Consider the following 13,277-nt stretch of genomic DNA (forward strand, 5'->3'; position numbering starts at 1 on the left):
TTACCGGTTCTTGCCGAGCAGGCCGAGCGCCGCCCGGAGGGCGGCGGAGGTGTCGGCGGCGGGCTGTTCCGCCAGCACCGCGTCGATCGCCTGTTCGGCCTGTCTGACGGCGAAACCGAGGCCGACGAGCGCTTCGGTGACCTGGTCACGCACGGGGGTGACCACCGCGGCGGGCGCGGATCCGGGCGGGCCGGCAGGCACGGGAACGAGATTCACCTTGTCGCGCAGTTCCACCACCATGCGCTCGGCGCCGCGCTTGCCGATGCCGGGGACCCGGGTCAGTGCCGCCACGTTGCTCTCGGCCAGCGCTTTGCGCAGCGCTTCGGGTTCGAGTACGGCCAGCACCGCCATGGCCAGGCGAGGCCCGACGCCCGAAACTGTCTGCAACAGGCCGAACAGGTCGCGGGCCTCGGTGTCGGCGAAACCGTAGAGGGTCATCGAGTCCTCGCGAACGATCATCGCGGTGTAGAGCCGGGTTTCCTCGCCTCGGGTGAGCCCGGCCAGGGTGGACGGAGTGGCATTGAGCCGGTAGCCGACGCCTGCCGCCTCGATCACCGCGTGGTCGAGGGCGATTTCCAGCACTTCACCGCGTACCGACGCGATCACCCGTGCACCGCCTTCCGTTGTTCGGCCAGCCGCTCCCGGTATCGGCGCTGCGCCGCGGCCGCCTTGGCCTCCGCCGCCGCCATCCGCTCCAGCAGCGGCGCTCGCCAACAATGGCAGATCGCCAGCGCCAGCGCATCCGCCGCGTCCGCCGGTTTCGGCGCGGACGGCAGCCCGAGGATACGGGTGACCATGGCGGTCACCTGCCTCTTGTCCGCGGTGCCGTTGCCGGTCACCGCGGCCTTCACCTCGCTGGGTGTGTGGAACGCGACCGGGATTCCCCGGCGCGCGGCGGCCAGCGCGATCACGCCGCCCGCCTGTGCGGTGCCCATGGCGGTACGGACATTGTGCTGAGCGAAGACGCGTTCGATGGCGACGGCCCCCGGCTCGTGGATGTCCATCCAGCGTTCGGCTGCGTCCGCGACCGCGAGCAGGCGCTGCGCCAGATCCATATCGCCGGGAGTGCGGACCACGTCGACGTCCACGGCGGTGACCTTCCGCCCCGATCCGCCCTCCACGATGCTGAGGCCGCAGCGAGTGAGTCCGGGGTCGACGCCCATCACCCGCACGACAACCCCTCTCGCAGACACGAACAACTGTTCGAGAGTCTAGCGGAGGCGTCGCCTTTCGCCGTCCAGCGACACAGCCCCGGGCTATTCGCCGACAACCGCCGCTTCCCGCGCGGCGCCCGGCAACCCCAGCAACTCCGGACGGCTCGCGCGTGCCGCCCACTGCCGCGCGGGATCGGCCACGAGGCGCCGCGCCGCCAGATCGAGCAAGCCACTGACATTGGTCACCGTCGCGGCCACCACGCCGTCGGCGCGGGTCAGGACGTGCTCGACACGATAGGTCTTGCCGTCTCCCCACTGCCAGGCGCACGAGACGTCCACGGTGTCGCCACCGCGGAGTTCGCGCTGGAAGCGGAGCACGGTCTCCAAGTTGACCGGCCCGAGCCCGGAGGCGATCAGCTCGTCCACCGACACGCCCGCCGCCTGAACACAGGCGAAACGGGCGTGATCGGCGAATTGGTGGTAGGCCGCGCCGGTGACGTGCAACTGGGGATCCAGGTCGGAGACCCGGATTTCGATGCGAGTACTGAACGACACGCGCCGACTATGTCAGCGGTGACCGACAAGTTCGGCCCACCGGTGCTGCGGACCTGCCGTACCCGTGACGACACGGCGGATGCCGGCGCAGGAGGTCTCAAGTCCCGCAGACCTGCCGCGCGAACGCACCGTGAGCCCGTTCGTCGAAGAGAACGAATCGCGCCTCCGATACCGCCGTCTCGGTCGTACGAACCGTGTCGACAGCGATTCGCGCCCCGTCGTCCATCGGCCAGCCGAAGATCCCGGTCGAGATCGCCGGGAAGGCGACCGTGCGCGCCCCCAATTCGTCCGCCACACGCAGGGATTCGCGATAACAGGAGGCCAGCAGAGCGGAGCGGTCCTCGACGTCCGACCACACCGGCCCGACGGTGTGGATGACCCACCGCGCGGGAAGCCGACCCGCCGTGGTGGCCACCGCCGCTCCGGTGGCAAGTCCCGCGCCGTAGTGGGACGCCCGCAATCGGCGGCATTCCGCCAGGATTTCCGGGCCGCCGCGCCGGTGGATCGCTCCGTCCACTCCCCCGCCGCCGAGCAGCGACGAATTCGCCGCGTTGACCACCGCGTCGACCTCCTGTTCGGTGATGTCGCCGCGCACCAGCACCAGTTCGACCATGCTCGCATTCTCCTCGCGCACCCCGGACGGCACGACAACATTTCGGGCCGGTCGCACAGGAGCACCTGAGCCGATTCACAGCGTCTCTCGAGCAACCGCCTGCACAATGCTGGACGTGCCGATACTCGCCGCGCCCACGTCTCCGGCGCCACCGCAGGTTCCCCCGGCGAGTCCGGCCTCGAACCAGCAGCACACCTTCCACCACGGGATCTCACTGCTGCACGGCTGGCTGCCGGTGACCGTCGCGCTCCTCGCCGCGGTGGTCGTGCTGCTCGCCGTCGCTCGGCGCGGCAGACGGTGGTGGCTGATCCAGCTGCCGGTTTGCGTGGCGCTCGGCGTCGCGGGAGCGCTGGGCGCCGCGTGGTACGTGGCCGACGAGGGATTGGCCTCCGATCCGGCACCCATCCGATTGTGGGCGTGGGTCGGCGCGACCGCCGTCGCCATCGCCGTCGCGGTCGTCGGCTGGCCGGGCGCACGCTGGTGGCGGCGCGGGATCGCGGTCCTCGCCATCCCGCTGACCCTGGTGAGCACCGGAATCGTGCTGAACCAGTGGGTCGGCTACTACCCCACCGTGCAGGCCGCCTGGGGCGCGGTCACCGCGGGTCCGCTCCCGCACGAAACCGACCTCTCGGCGTTGCCCGGCCTGCGGAACACCGCCGTTACCGACGGCAAACTGGTGCCGGTGCGCATTCCCGACGCGGGCAGCGGATTCCCGCACCGCACCGAATACGTCTACCTGCCACCCGCGTGGTTCGCCGGGCCGACCCCGCCCGCTCTGCCGGTGGTGATGATGATCGGCGGCGAGTTCAACACGCCGGCGGACTGGATCCGCAGTGGCCAGATCATGCCGGCCCTGGACAGCTTCACCAAGGCCAACGGCGGCCGCGCGCCGATCCTCGTCTTCGTCGACTCCAGCGGCAGGTTCAACAACGACACCGAATGCGTCGACGGCCCTCGCGGCGACGCCGCCGACCATCTGACCGAGGACGTGCCCGCCTATGTCGAATCGCGGTTCGGCGCCTCGGCCGATCCCGCGAATTGGGCGGTGGTCGGCTGGTCCATGGGCGGCACCTGCGCGGTGGACCTCGCGGTCATGCACCCCGATCTGGTCCACACCTTCGTCGACATCGCCGGTGACCTCGGGCCGTCGTCCGGCACCAAGGAGCAGACCATCGCCCGGCTCTTCGGCGGTGACTCCGCCGCATGGGCCGCGTTCGACCCGCTGACCGTCATGGCCGCGCACGGTCGCTACAGCGGCGTCGCCGGCCTGTTCGACGACCTCGTCCCCGCACAACGCTCCGGCGGGGGGACGAGGCGCGCGCCCGTTCCAGACGACGACCGCGCGGGCCTCGGCGGCCGCGACGGGATACCCGATTCCGGTGAGGTCGGAGCCGCCGACAAACTCTGCGCCGCGGGACGCGCGGTCGGCATCGATTGCACCGTCTACACCACCCAGGGCGGCCACACCTGGCAGTTCGCTTCGGCAGCCTTCACCTCGTCGCTGCCGTGGATCGCAGGCCGCGTGGGTCTGCCCGTCACGGCCGCCGACTGAACCGGTCGGCGAACCGGCGTTCAGCTCGCCGCGGCGCCTGCTCGTGCACGGAACGTACGACGATAAGCCTGCGGTGACACGCCGATCGCGTCGGCCAGATGTTGACGCAACGAAGTCCCGGTGGCGAAGCCGACCTCGCCCGCGATGCGATCGACGGTCAGGTCGGTGGTTTCCAGCAGATGCCTGGCGCGGAAGACCCGCTGCTGGATCAGCCACCGTCCCGGGCTCATGCCGACCTCGTCACGGAAGCGCCGGGCGAAGGTTCGTTTACTCATCCGGGCGCGGGCTGCCAGTTCATCGACGGTCAGCGGATGGCGCAGGTTCTCCAGGGCCCATTGCCGGACCGCGGCGGTCCCAGCCGACGTCTCGGGCGGCACGGGTTGCTCGATGTATTGCGCTTGGCCGCCGTCGCGCCACGGGGGAACGACGCAACGGCGCGCGACCGCGTTCGCGACGGCGCTGCCGTGATCGCGCCGCACCAGATGCAGGCAGACGTCCAGTCCTGCCGCGGCGCCCGCCGACGTGAGGACGTCCCCGTCATCGACATAGAGCACGTCCGGGTCGAGGCGGACCCGCGGGAAGGTGCGCCGGAACAGACCGGCCTGATTCCAGTGCGTCGTGGCCGGTCGATCATCGAGCAGCCCTGCGGCCGCGGCGATGAAGGCACCGGTGCAGATCGCGACGATCCTGGCCCCCGCCGGAATCAGCGCGAACGCGTCGAGCACCGGCTGCGGCAGCGTGCCGGTGAGAGCCGTCGTGATATCGCAGGCGGGCAGCACCACGGTGTCTGCGTTCCGCAAGGCGCGGCTGTCGTGGGCCACCGCGATGTCGAAATCGGCGGCGCTGCGCACCGGACGACCGTCGACAGAGCAGGTGATCACCTCGTATCTACCTGCCGCACTGCCGAACACCCGATTCGGGATACCGAGTTCGAAGGGGTAGACCCCCGCCAGCGCCAACACCACCACTCGATGAGGCGCCGTCGAATCCATGGCATGATCATATCGAAGAATGGCAATCGTGCCATTTTCTTTGCCGTCGGATACCGGCAGGCTGACAGCCGTGACCGAAATCGACAGCACCGCGACCATGCGCGCGATCAGCCAGCAGACCCTCGGCGGACCCGAGGTGCTCACCGAAGTGAAACTGCCGCAGCCGGTGGCCGGCCCCGGCCAGATCCTGGTCCGGGTCCGCGCGGCCGGGCTCAACCCGACCGACTGGCGCCACCGCGCCACCGCGGGACTGTTCCTTCCCGAGCCGCCGTTCGTCCTCGGCTGGGACGTCTCCGGCCAGGTCGCGGCCACCGGCATCGGCGTCACCCTGTTCCGCCCCGGCGACGAGGTGTTCGGCATGCTCCCTTACCCGTACGGCCACGGTTCCTGCGCCGAATACGTCGTCGGCCCCGCCCGCGCCTTCGCCCCCAAACCGGCCGCGCTCGACCACACACAGGCGGCGGCGATCCCGCTCGCCGCGCTCACCGCCTGGCAGGCGCTGGTCGACACCGCCGGGCTCAGCCCCGGGCAACGCGTACTGATCCATGCGGCAGCGGGCGGCGTCGGCCACTTCGCGGTTCAGATCGCCAAAGCGCGCGGGGCGTACGTCATCGGCACCGCCAGCGCGCCGAACCACGCGTTCCTGCGCGATATCGGCGCCGACGAGGTGATCGACTATCGCGACACCGACGTCGCCGAGGCGGTCCGCGACGTCGACGTGGTGCTGGACTCGATCGACGACGACAACAGCATCCGGTCCCTGCGCACCCTGCGTCCAGGCGGACTGCTGGTGACGTTGCGGGCCTTCGGCGCGGTCGACTTGGCAGTCGAGGCGGAGGCGCTGGGCGTGCGCGCGATCCGGATGCTGGTGGAGCACGATCACGCGGGCATGCTCGCTCTCGCCGGACTCGTCGAATCCGGCGCGTTGCGCCCGGCGGTCGCCCGGTCGTTCCCGCTGTCCGCGGCAGCCGAGGCGCACGCGCTCGGCGAGACCGGGCGAACCGTCGGCAAATTGGTACTCACCGTGCCATGAAATATGCCACGATCAGGACCTTCGCGCTTCTACCATCCCAGGATGAGCAAAGGCGCAAAAGCAGTCCTCGAAGGCGGGCCGCACGATCTGCCCTCGCGCATCGTCCCGATTACCCCACCCGGCGTGGAATTGAAGGTGCCGTTCCGCGGCGGATACGAGCACTTCAAGGTCAGTCAGCGGGAGCAGGACACGCCTGAAGGGCGGCTGCGCGTGTACGAGTGGTGCGACCGCACCGAGATCGCGGAGTGAGTCCGGCCCCACCTCCCCGGCGGCCGCAGCGCCGACCGGAAGGTGGGGGCGCGGCCGCCGAGCGGTGCGCTGGGAACCAGGAATGAACCCACTCGGGGCGGCCCGTACACAGACCGGCCGCCCCGATTTCGCGCTCAGCATCCCGCCGTGCGGGAGTACGGCGCGCGGTCGATCGACTAGTCCTCGAGCTCGGCGAGCACGTCGTCCGGGATGTCGACGTTGGTGTAGACGTTCTGCACGTCGTCGCTGTCCTCGAGGGCATCCACGAGTTTGATCACCTTGCGGGCGCCGTCGACGTCCACCGCGACCGACACCGACGGCTGGAAGCCGGATTCGGCGGAGTCGTAGTCGATACCGGCGCCCTGCAGCGCGGAGCGGACCGCGATCAGATCGCCCGGCTCGCTGACGATCTCGAACGACTCGCCGAGATCGTTGACCTCCTCGGCGCCCGCGTCGAGCACGGCCAGCAACACGTCGTCCTCGGACAGCCCGTTCTTCTCCAGGGTGACGATGCCCTTGCGATGGAACAGGTAGGCCACCGAGCCAGGGTCGGCCATGTTGCCGCCGTTGCGCGTCATCGCGACCCGCACCTCGCCCGCGGCCCGGTTGCGATTGTCGGTGAGGCACTCGATCAGCACGGCGACGCCGTTGGGACCGTAGCCCTCGTACATGATCGTCTGCCAGTCGGCGCCGCCGGCTTCCTCGCCGCCGCCGCGCTTGCGGGCGCGCTCGATGTTGTCGTTGGGGACCGACGACTTCTTCGCCTTCTGGATGGCGTCGTACAGCGTCGGGTTGCCTTCCGGGTCACCGCCACCGGTCCGGGCCGCCACCTCGATGTTCTTGATCAACTTCGCGAACAGCTTGCCGCGCTTCGCGTCGATCGCAGCCTTCTTGTGCTTGGTGGTGGCCCATTTGGAGTGGCCGCTCATTCCCTACTTCCTTCAGGTCGGTGGCACGTCTGGTGGTGTGTACGGTACCGGCACCGCCGGGCGGACAACTTCTCCAGCCTACTCGGGCCTCCACCACGGCCGTACAGAGCGGCCCCGACTACGCGGCGGCCGAACGGACGATCTCCACGAACATGCGGTGCACCCGCAGATCGCCGGTGACCTCGGGATGGAACGACGTCGCCAGGACGTTGCCCTGCCGCACCGCGACGATCCGGCCCGCGGCGGGGCCATCCGGCACCGTGGCCAGCACCTCGACGCCCGCACCCGCCCGCTCGACCCACGGTGCGCGGATGAACACCGCTCGCACCGGACCGTCGGTCAGGCCGGAGAACTGCAGGTCGGTCTCGAACGAGTCGACCTGACGGCCGAACGCGTTGCGCCGCACCGTCATATCGATGCCGGACAGATGCTGGGCGTCCGGGCGGGTGTCGAGCACCTCCGAGGCGAGCAGGATCATGCCCGCACAGGAACCGAACGCGGGCATACCGTCGCGCAGCCGCGCGCGCAGCGGCTCCAGCAGGTCGAAGGCCTGCAGCAGCTTGCTGATCGCGGTCGACTCGCCACCGGGCAGCACGAGCGCGTCCACGGCCGCGAGCTCCGCCTCGCGCCGGACCAGCACCGGCTCGGCGCCGCAGTGCGCGAGCGCGGCGACGTGCTCCCGGACGTCGCCTTGCAGCGCGAGCACGCCGATCATGGGACGGGACCGCGCCTGTCCGGTGTCGGCGGCGGGTGCGGTGACCGAGGAAGCGTTCACGCCGGAAAGCTTACGAGCCGTACCGATGTGGGCCCGCTCACGGTCGGCCGCATCCGCGTCGCGATGGCCCGCCGGGTCAGTCCTCCCGCAGCCTGCGGATGAGGCCTTCCTGCACCACGGCCGCGACCAGCGTGCCTTCTCGGGTGAAGATCTTGCCGCCGGTCAGCCCCCGGCCGAAAGCCGCTGACGGCGAGGCCTGGTCGTAGAGCAGCCATTCGTCGGCGCGGAACGGGCGCAGGAACCACATCGCGTGGTCGAGCGAGGCATTCTGGGTCGGCTCGTCGGGATGGATGACCTTCGAGGAACCCAGCAGCGTCATATCGCTCATGTAGGCGAGGGTGCACACGTGCACCAGCGGATCGTCGGGCAGCAGGTGCCGGTAGCGGAACCACACCTGCTGCTGGGAGACCACACCATCGCGGCGGGACACGTTCTCGTGCGGGACCATGCGTATGTCCCAGTGTTCCCACTCCCGCATCGCCCATAGCCGTTCTGGCGTCATCGTGGTGCTGGCGTCGGGCAGATCCTCCGGCATCGGGACATCGGGCATGACATCTTGATGCTCGGGCCCCTCGTCGCCGACGTGGAACGAGGCCGACATGGTGAATATCGCGGCGCCGTCCTGGATGCCGGTCACCCGGCGGGTGCAGAACGACCGCCCGTCCCGGATGCGCTCGACCTGGTAGACCGTCGGCTCCTGCGGATTACCCGGACGGAGGAAATAGCCGTGCAGGGAGTGCACCTGAAATCGCGGTTCCACCGTCCGGACCGCGGACACGAGCGCCTGGCCGGCAACCTGGCCGCCGAACGTGCGCGCGAGCTGGGTCTTGGTGGACGCGCCACGGAAGATGTCCCGCTCCAGCCGCTCTATTTCCAGCGCCTCTTCGATTGTCGCCATGCGCAGAGATTATCCCGGCCGCTCACGGCGTCGCCGTTCGGCCGCCGGTGAACGCCTGGCTACGCCCACGCCGCACCGGCCGTCGCACTTTGCTGAGATGGATGGGTGCCGCGCTTCCTGCCCATCACGCCCGACGCCCTCGTCACGCAGGTGATCCAGCCCCTGCTGACCGCGACCGCACACACGGTGATCGCCGTCGACGGCGCGGACGCCGCACAGCCGGTGGCGCTCGCCGACCGGATCGTGGAGGCGCTGCGCGACGCGGGCCGGTCGGCCCACGTGGTCTCCTTGCATGACTACGTGCGTCCCGCCTCGCTGCGCATGGAGTTCGGCCGCACCGACGAGATGTCCTATCGCACCGCGTGGTTCGACTACGCCGCGCTGCGCCGCGAAGTCGTGGAGGCGCTGCGCGAGCACGGCCGGTGGCTGCCCGCGTTGTGGGATGAAGCCGCCGACCGCTCCGCGCGCGCCGCGATCCGCACGGCGCCGCCCGCGACCACCGTTGTCGTCGCGGGCCCGATGCTCGCGGGCCGCCACCTCGACGCCGACCTGATCCTCCGACTGGAGCTGTCCGAGGCCGCGCTCCGCCGCCGCACCCCGCCCGACGCGCAATGGACCATCCCGGCCTTGCTGCGGCACGATGCCGATAACCCCTACACGCCGACCTTCTTCGTGCGCTGGGACCACCCTGATCGTCCGGCGCTTCGAGTCGACCAGGACCGGGCCGACTAGGTTCCCGGGTCCTTGTCGATTACCGCTCGAGCTCGGCTTCTGTGGTGAGGCACAATCCCATGATCAGATGCGCATAACCGCGTAGCCATATGGGTTTCCCGTCGCCCAGCGGTCAGACCAGCCGATGCCCGCCGTCCACGTGCAGGACCGTGCCGGTGATGAAGGGATTGCGCATCACGCCCAGCATCGCCTGCGCGATATCGGAAGGGCGGCCGATGCGCCCGACGGGCAGGCGTGCGGCGAGCTGCTGGTGACGTTCGGTTTTCGCGGGCCCGGCGATGGTGTCCCAGATCGGTGTGTCGACCCACCCCGGCGAGACCACGTTGACGCGGACCGGGCCGAGCTCCAGGGCCAGCGCGTAGGCCAGCGAGGCGAGCGCGCCGTTGACCGCCGCCACCATGGCGCCGCCCGGCGCGGGCCGATACGCCGCGACGCCGGAAGTGAACGTCACCGAGCCGCCCGGTACGACCCGGGCGTGCTTGGCGAGCAGCATGGGGCCGATCAATTTGGCGGAGACGAGGTTCCGAGCCAGGTCGGCGTCGAACCGATCCAGCTGCTGATAGGCGCCGGTGACATCGGCGGCGGTGGTGACGACATGATCGACCGGCTCCGATTCGGCGAACAAACGCTCGAGGTCGGCTTCGCGGGTGATATCCGCGACGACCGAGCGCACCGTGCCCGGCCCCACGGACAAGATGCGCTCCGCCGCGGCGAGCCGTTCGGCGGAACGGCCCGCGATGGTGACCTGCGCGCCCGTATCGATCAGCGATGCCGCCAGCGCGAGTCCCATGCCGGAGCTGCCGCCCACGATGACGACGCGTTCGGGTGTTGTGCTGCTTGCTGTCATGACTCCACCCGACCATCGCCGCGGTCGAGTGTCCATGTCGCACTGTCGAATACGCCTTAGGCACGGGCTAACACCGCAGGCCGTGGACCGATTCGGTGCACGGACCGCGGTGGGTGGAGCCGACGCCGGTCACGACGAAACGAACGTCACCGCCCGCGCGCCGGGCCGGCTCCCGTCATCACGCGGTGCAGGCCGGGGACTGCTGGTTCAGGTTGGCCAGCGCCTGGCAGGCCCAGGCCTTCTGGACCTTCCACTTGCCGTCTTCGAGGACGAACGGAACGTCGACCTGGTTCGCCTGCCCGTTGACGGTGAACGTGGCCTGGGCGGTGACCGTGTCACCGAAGGCGGTGACGCCCGTGACCACTGCCGTGGCGTTGGCCTGCTGAAACGCCTGGGCCAAGCGGTTGGGCAGGCTCGGATCGGCCTCGATGCCCTGCACGAGGTCGAGCTTCTCCTCGTTCGGCACCGCGGGGTCGAGCGCACGCTGCAGGTTGGCGTTGAGTTCTTCTTTGGTGGGCGGGGCAGGTACCTTCGCGGTCGCCGAAGCGGCGGCGGTGGTGGTGTGGGTGGAGTTGTGCGAATCGCTCTTGTCGTCGCTGCCGCAGGCGGCCAGGCCGAGGGCGGCCACAAGGGCCAGGCCCGCTGCTGCGATGCGTCCGGTCTTGAGAAGCTTCAACTGTTCGTCCTTTGCGCTCGGATCGATCCGACGGTGATAGGGCGCGATATGGCCGGGACGGCCATCGAATGGCGAAGCTACTGAGCGTGATTGTGAGAACCATGAGACGACCTTCTGGCCGCCGTAAGAAGTGAACCTAGCATCGGAAGCGGTACCGGCGGGCTCATTCCGGCGACAGTTCGGACGCCAGTGCCGCGAGCAGCGCCGCGACGGCCGGATCGCGCACCGCCGCGCGCCAGGCGATCGCATAGGTCACCCGCAGGGGCGCGCCACGTAACGGCCGCCAAACCAGACCGGACAGTCCGTTTACGCGCGACGAGCTGAGCCCGATCGCGTCGGGACGTGACGGCAGCACGGCCAGCATCTGCGCATGGCCCATCGCGCTGTCGCTCAGCCGTACCGCCGCGCCGTGGTCGGCGAGCATACGCAACAGCGAATCATGCAGGCCCGCGGCGGATTCGCGGGAGAACAAGATCAACTCGTGCCCATCCAGCTCGGCCGGGTCCAGCGGCGCCGCCGCCCCGGCGAGCGGATGCCGCTCGGACATCACGACGCCCAGCTCCTCGCGGGCAACCGGACGTTGCGCGAAGCGTTCGGGCAGCTCCACCGGGGCGCGGACCAACGCGAGATCGACTTCGTCGTCATCGAGAAAACGCACCTGATCGGCGGTGGTCCCACCGGTGAGCACCATCCGGGCATCGGGCAGCACGGCGGTGAGCAGGCCGCCGATGTGGGCGGGCAGCCAGGGCGGGACGCCGTTCAACAGCCCGAGACGCAGCACCGGGGCACCAGCGGCGGCAGCGCGCCTGGTCTCGCGCATCGCCTCGTCCATCGCGCGCAGCACGTTCCTACCGGAGCGCAGCAGCACCGCGCCCGCGGCCGTCAGCTCCACCCGCGGCTCCCGGACCAGCAAGGGGCCGCCCAGCTCCCGCTCCAGCACCTTGATCTGCTGGCTGAGCGTCGGCGTCGAGATGAACAATCGCTCCGCGGCCCGGCGGAAGTGCAATTCCTCCGCCAGAACCACGAAGTACCGCAGCTGCCGCAACTCCACGCGGCCGACGCTACCGGCCCGAGCTCACCAGCCGCGCTCGGCCAGGCGGTGCGGCTGGGCGATCTCTTCGACGTTGATGCCGACCATGGCCTCGCCGAGCCCGCGCGACACCTTCGCCAGCACGTCCGGGTCGTCGTAGAACGTGGTGGCCTTGACGATGGCGGCGGCACGCTGCGCCGGGTTGCCGGACTTGAAGATGCCCGACCCCACGAACACGCCCTCGGCCCCGAGCTGCATCATCATCGCGGCGTCGGCGGGAGTGGCGATGCCGCCCGCGGTGAACAGCACGACAGGCAGCTTGCCCGTCTCGGCGATCTCACGGACCAGCTCGTAGGGCGCCTGCAACTCCTTGGCCGCGACGAACAACTCGTCCTCGGGCAGCGACGACAGGCGACGGATCTCCTGGCGGATCTTGCGCATGTGCGTGGTCGCGTTGGACACGTCACCGGTACCGGCCTCGCCCTTGGAGCGAATCATCGCCGCGCCCTCGGTGATTCGGCGCAACGCCTCGCCGAGGTTGGTGGCGCCGCAGACGAACGGCACGGTGAAGTTCCACTTGTCGATGTGGTTGGCGTAATCCGCGGGGGTGAGCACCTCGGACTCATCGATGTAGTCGACACCGAGGCTCTGCAGGATCTGCGCCTCGACGAAGTGGCCGATGCGTGCCTTCGCCATGACCGGGATGGAGACCGCGTTGATGATGCCGTCGATCATGTCCGGGTCGCTCATCCGGGAGACCCCGCCCTGGGCACGGATGTCGGCGGGGACGCGTTCCAGCGCCATCACCGCGACCGCACCGGCGTCCTCGGCGATCTTGGCCTGCTCCGGCGTGACGACATCCATGATCACCCCACCCTTGAGCATCTCGGCCATGCCGCGCTTCACGCGGGCGGTACCGACGGTCTGGGTGGTCTCGGGGGTGGTCACGGCAAACTCCTCCAGGCATGTGCGCCAAATCGATCACTCGCATACGAACGCCACGATTCTAGGTGGGCGCAAAAGGCCACTTGATAGCCAGTTGGAGTGCACTGGCCTGGTGTGATCTCGGTAATGGCGCCTTACGCCGGGAAGGCTCGGCCGCAGTGCCGTCCCGGCGCCGCACTGGCCTGCCCGGTTCGCGCCGGGCGCCCGATCACAGCGGGCCGACCACCAGCAACTGCGCCCAGTACTCCGCGGCTGCGGGACCGATCAGCGGCAACAGGAAATCGAACAGCAGGTACG

The 13,277-nt window shown here is 69.7% G+C and carries 16 protein-coding genes; 4 read left to right on the forward strand and 12 right to left on the reverse strand.

Annotated elements, in window-relative coordinates:
* The 4 genes from ruvA to ACIHAX_RS05265 all read right to left on the reverse strand — a co-directional run bounded on the left by ruvA (position 1) and on the right by ACIHAX_RS05265 (position 2,322).
* Positions 1 to 606, reverse strand: a complete 606-nt coding sequence (gene ruvA / locus ACIHAX_RS05250) for a Holliday junction branch migration protein RuvA (RefSeq protein ID WP_364425921.1) — start codon at positions 604 to 606, stop codon at positions 1 to 3.
* Entirely contained in the window at positions 603 to 1,172 is a 570-nt protein-coding gene (gene ruvC, locus ACIHAX_RS05255) for a crossover junction endodeoxyribonuclease RuvC (RefSeq protein WP_355071042.1), read from the reverse strand. The genes ruvA and ruvC overlap by 4 nt, the downstream gene beginning before the upstream one ends.
* Before the next feature lie 84 nt (positions 1,173 to 1,256).
* Positions 1,257 to 1,709 (reverse strand): acyl-CoA thioesterase, encoded by a 453-nt coding sequence (locus ACIHAX_RS05260; protein ID WP_364425924.1) that lies wholly within the window; start codon positions 1,707 to 1,709, stop codon positions 1,257 to 1,259.
* Between the two features lie 97 nt (positions 1,710 to 1,806).
* Positions 1,807 to 2,322 (reverse strand): O-acetyl-ADP-ribose deacetylase, encoded by a 516-nt coding sequence (locus ACIHAX_RS05265; protein ID WP_355070464.1) that lies wholly within the window; start codon positions 2,320 to 2,322, stop codon positions 1,807 to 1,809.
* 115 nt (positions 2,323 to 2,437) lie between these two features.
* Between ACIHAX_RS05265 and ACIHAX_RS05270 the strand changes: the two genes are divergently transcribed.
* Positions 2,438 to 3,874 carry an alpha/beta hydrolase gene (locus ACIHAX_RS05270; protein WP_397275915.1) on the forward strand — a complete coding sequence of 479 codons (1,437 nt, stop codon included), beginning with the start codon at positions 2,438 to 2,440 and terminating at the stop codon, positions 3,872 to 3,874.
* A gap of 20 nt (positions 3,875 to 3,894) precedes the next feature.
* Here the strand turns inward: ACIHAX_RS05270 and ACIHAX_RS05275 are convergent, their stop codons facing one another.
* Positions 3,895 to 4,866, reverse strand: a complete 972-nt coding sequence (locus ACIHAX_RS05275; RefSeq protein ID WP_355070462.1) for a helix-turn-helix domain-containing protein — start codon at positions 4,864 to 4,866, stop codon at positions 3,895 to 3,897.
* Positions 4,867 to 4,963: 97 nt separating this feature from the next.
* Between ACIHAX_RS05275 and ACIHAX_RS05280 the strand changes: the two genes are divergently transcribed.
* Together ACIHAX_RS05280 and ACIHAX_RS05285 are read left to right on the forward strand one after the other, a co-directional pair.
* A complete protein-coding gene (locus ACIHAX_RS05280; protein ID WP_364426085.1) occupies positions 4,964 to 5,899 on the forward strand; it encodes an NADP-dependent oxidoreductase in 936 nt (311 codons plus the stop codon).
* Positions 5,900 to 5,941: 42 nt separating this feature from the next.
* Positions 5,942 to 6,148 (forward strand): DUF5988 family protein, encoded by a 207-nt coding sequence (locus tag ACIHAX_RS05285; RefSeq protein ID WP_355070461.1) that lies wholly within the window; start codon positions 5,942 to 5,944, stop codon positions 6,146 to 6,148.
* A 176-nt stretch (positions 6,149 to 6,324) separates the two neighbouring features.
* Here the strand turns inward: ACIHAX_RS05285 and ACIHAX_RS05290 are convergent, their stop codons facing one another.
* From ACIHAX_RS05290 to ACIHAX_RS05300, 3 genes are all read right to left on the reverse strand, one after another.
* Positions 6,325 to 7,077, reverse strand: coding sequence for a YebC/PmpR family DNA-binding transcriptional regulator (locus ACIHAX_RS05290; RefSeq protein ID WP_355070459.1), 753 nt, complete (start codon positions 7,075 to 7,077; stop codon positions 6,325 to 6,327).
* Between the two features lie 118 nt (positions 7,078 to 7,195).
* Positions 7,196 to 7,792 (reverse strand): pyridoxal 5'-phosphate synthase glutaminase subunit PdxT, encoded by a 597-nt coding sequence (pdxT, locus tag ACIHAX_RS05295; protein ID WP_397276047.1) that lies wholly within the window; start codon positions 7,790 to 7,792, stop codon positions 7,196 to 7,198.
* A gap of 136 nt (positions 7,793 to 7,928) precedes the next feature.
* A complete protein-coding gene (locus ACIHAX_RS05300; protein WP_397275918.1) occupies positions 7,929 to 8,750 on the reverse strand; it encodes an acyl-CoA thioesterase in 822 nt (273 codons plus the stop codon).
* 105 nt (positions 8,751 to 8,855) lie between these two features.
* On the opposite strand from ACIHAX_RS05300, the gene ACIHAX_RS05305 reads away from it, so the two are divergent.
* Positions 8,856 to 9,482: a hypothetical protein gene (locus tag ACIHAX_RS05305; RefSeq protein WP_364425929.1), complete on the forward strand. Its 627-nt coding sequence runs from the start codon at positions 8,856 to 8,858 to the stop codon at positions 9,480 to 9,482.
* 112 nt (positions 9,483 to 9,594) lie between these two features.
* On the opposite strand, the gene ACIHAX_RS05310 is transcribed toward ACIHAX_RS05305, so the two are convergent.
* The 4 genes from ACIHAX_RS05310 to pdxS form a co-directional block, all read right to left on the reverse strand.
* Positions 9,595 to 10,329, reverse strand: a complete 735-nt coding sequence (locus ACIHAX_RS05310; protein ID WP_355070453.1) for an SDR family oxidoreductase — start codon at positions 10,327 to 10,329, stop codon at positions 9,595 to 9,597.
* A 178-nt stretch (positions 10,330 to 10,507) separates the two neighbouring features.
* A complete protein-coding gene (locus ACIHAX_RS05315) occupies positions 10,508 to 11,005 on the reverse strand; it encodes a hypothetical protein (RefSeq protein ID WP_355070451.1) in 498 nt (165 codons plus the stop codon).
* A 163-nt stretch (positions 11,006 to 11,168) separates the two neighbouring features.
* Positions 11,169 to 12,056 (reverse strand): LysR substrate-binding domain-containing protein, encoded by an 888-nt coding sequence (locus ACIHAX_RS05320; protein WP_364425934.1) that lies wholly within the window; start codon positions 12,054 to 12,056, stop codon positions 11,169 to 11,171.
* A gap of 24 nt (positions 12,057 to 12,080) precedes the next feature.
* The gene (pdxS, locus tag ACIHAX_RS05325; RefSeq protein ID WP_195042546.1) at positions 12,081 to 12,983 is read right to left on the reverse strand and encodes a pyridoxal 5'-phosphate synthase lyase subunit PdxS; all 903 of its coding nucleotides are present in this window, start codon (positions 12,981 to 12,983) and stop codon (positions 12,081 to 12,083) included.
* Positions 12,984 to 13,277 lie beyond the last annotated feature (294 nt).

This window comes from Nocardia sp. NPDC051929, from assembly GCF_044548645.1.
GTDB classification, from domain to species: domain Bacteria; phylum Actinomycetota; class Actinomycetes; order Mycobacteriales; family Mycobacteriaceae; genus Nocardia; species Nocardia sichangensis.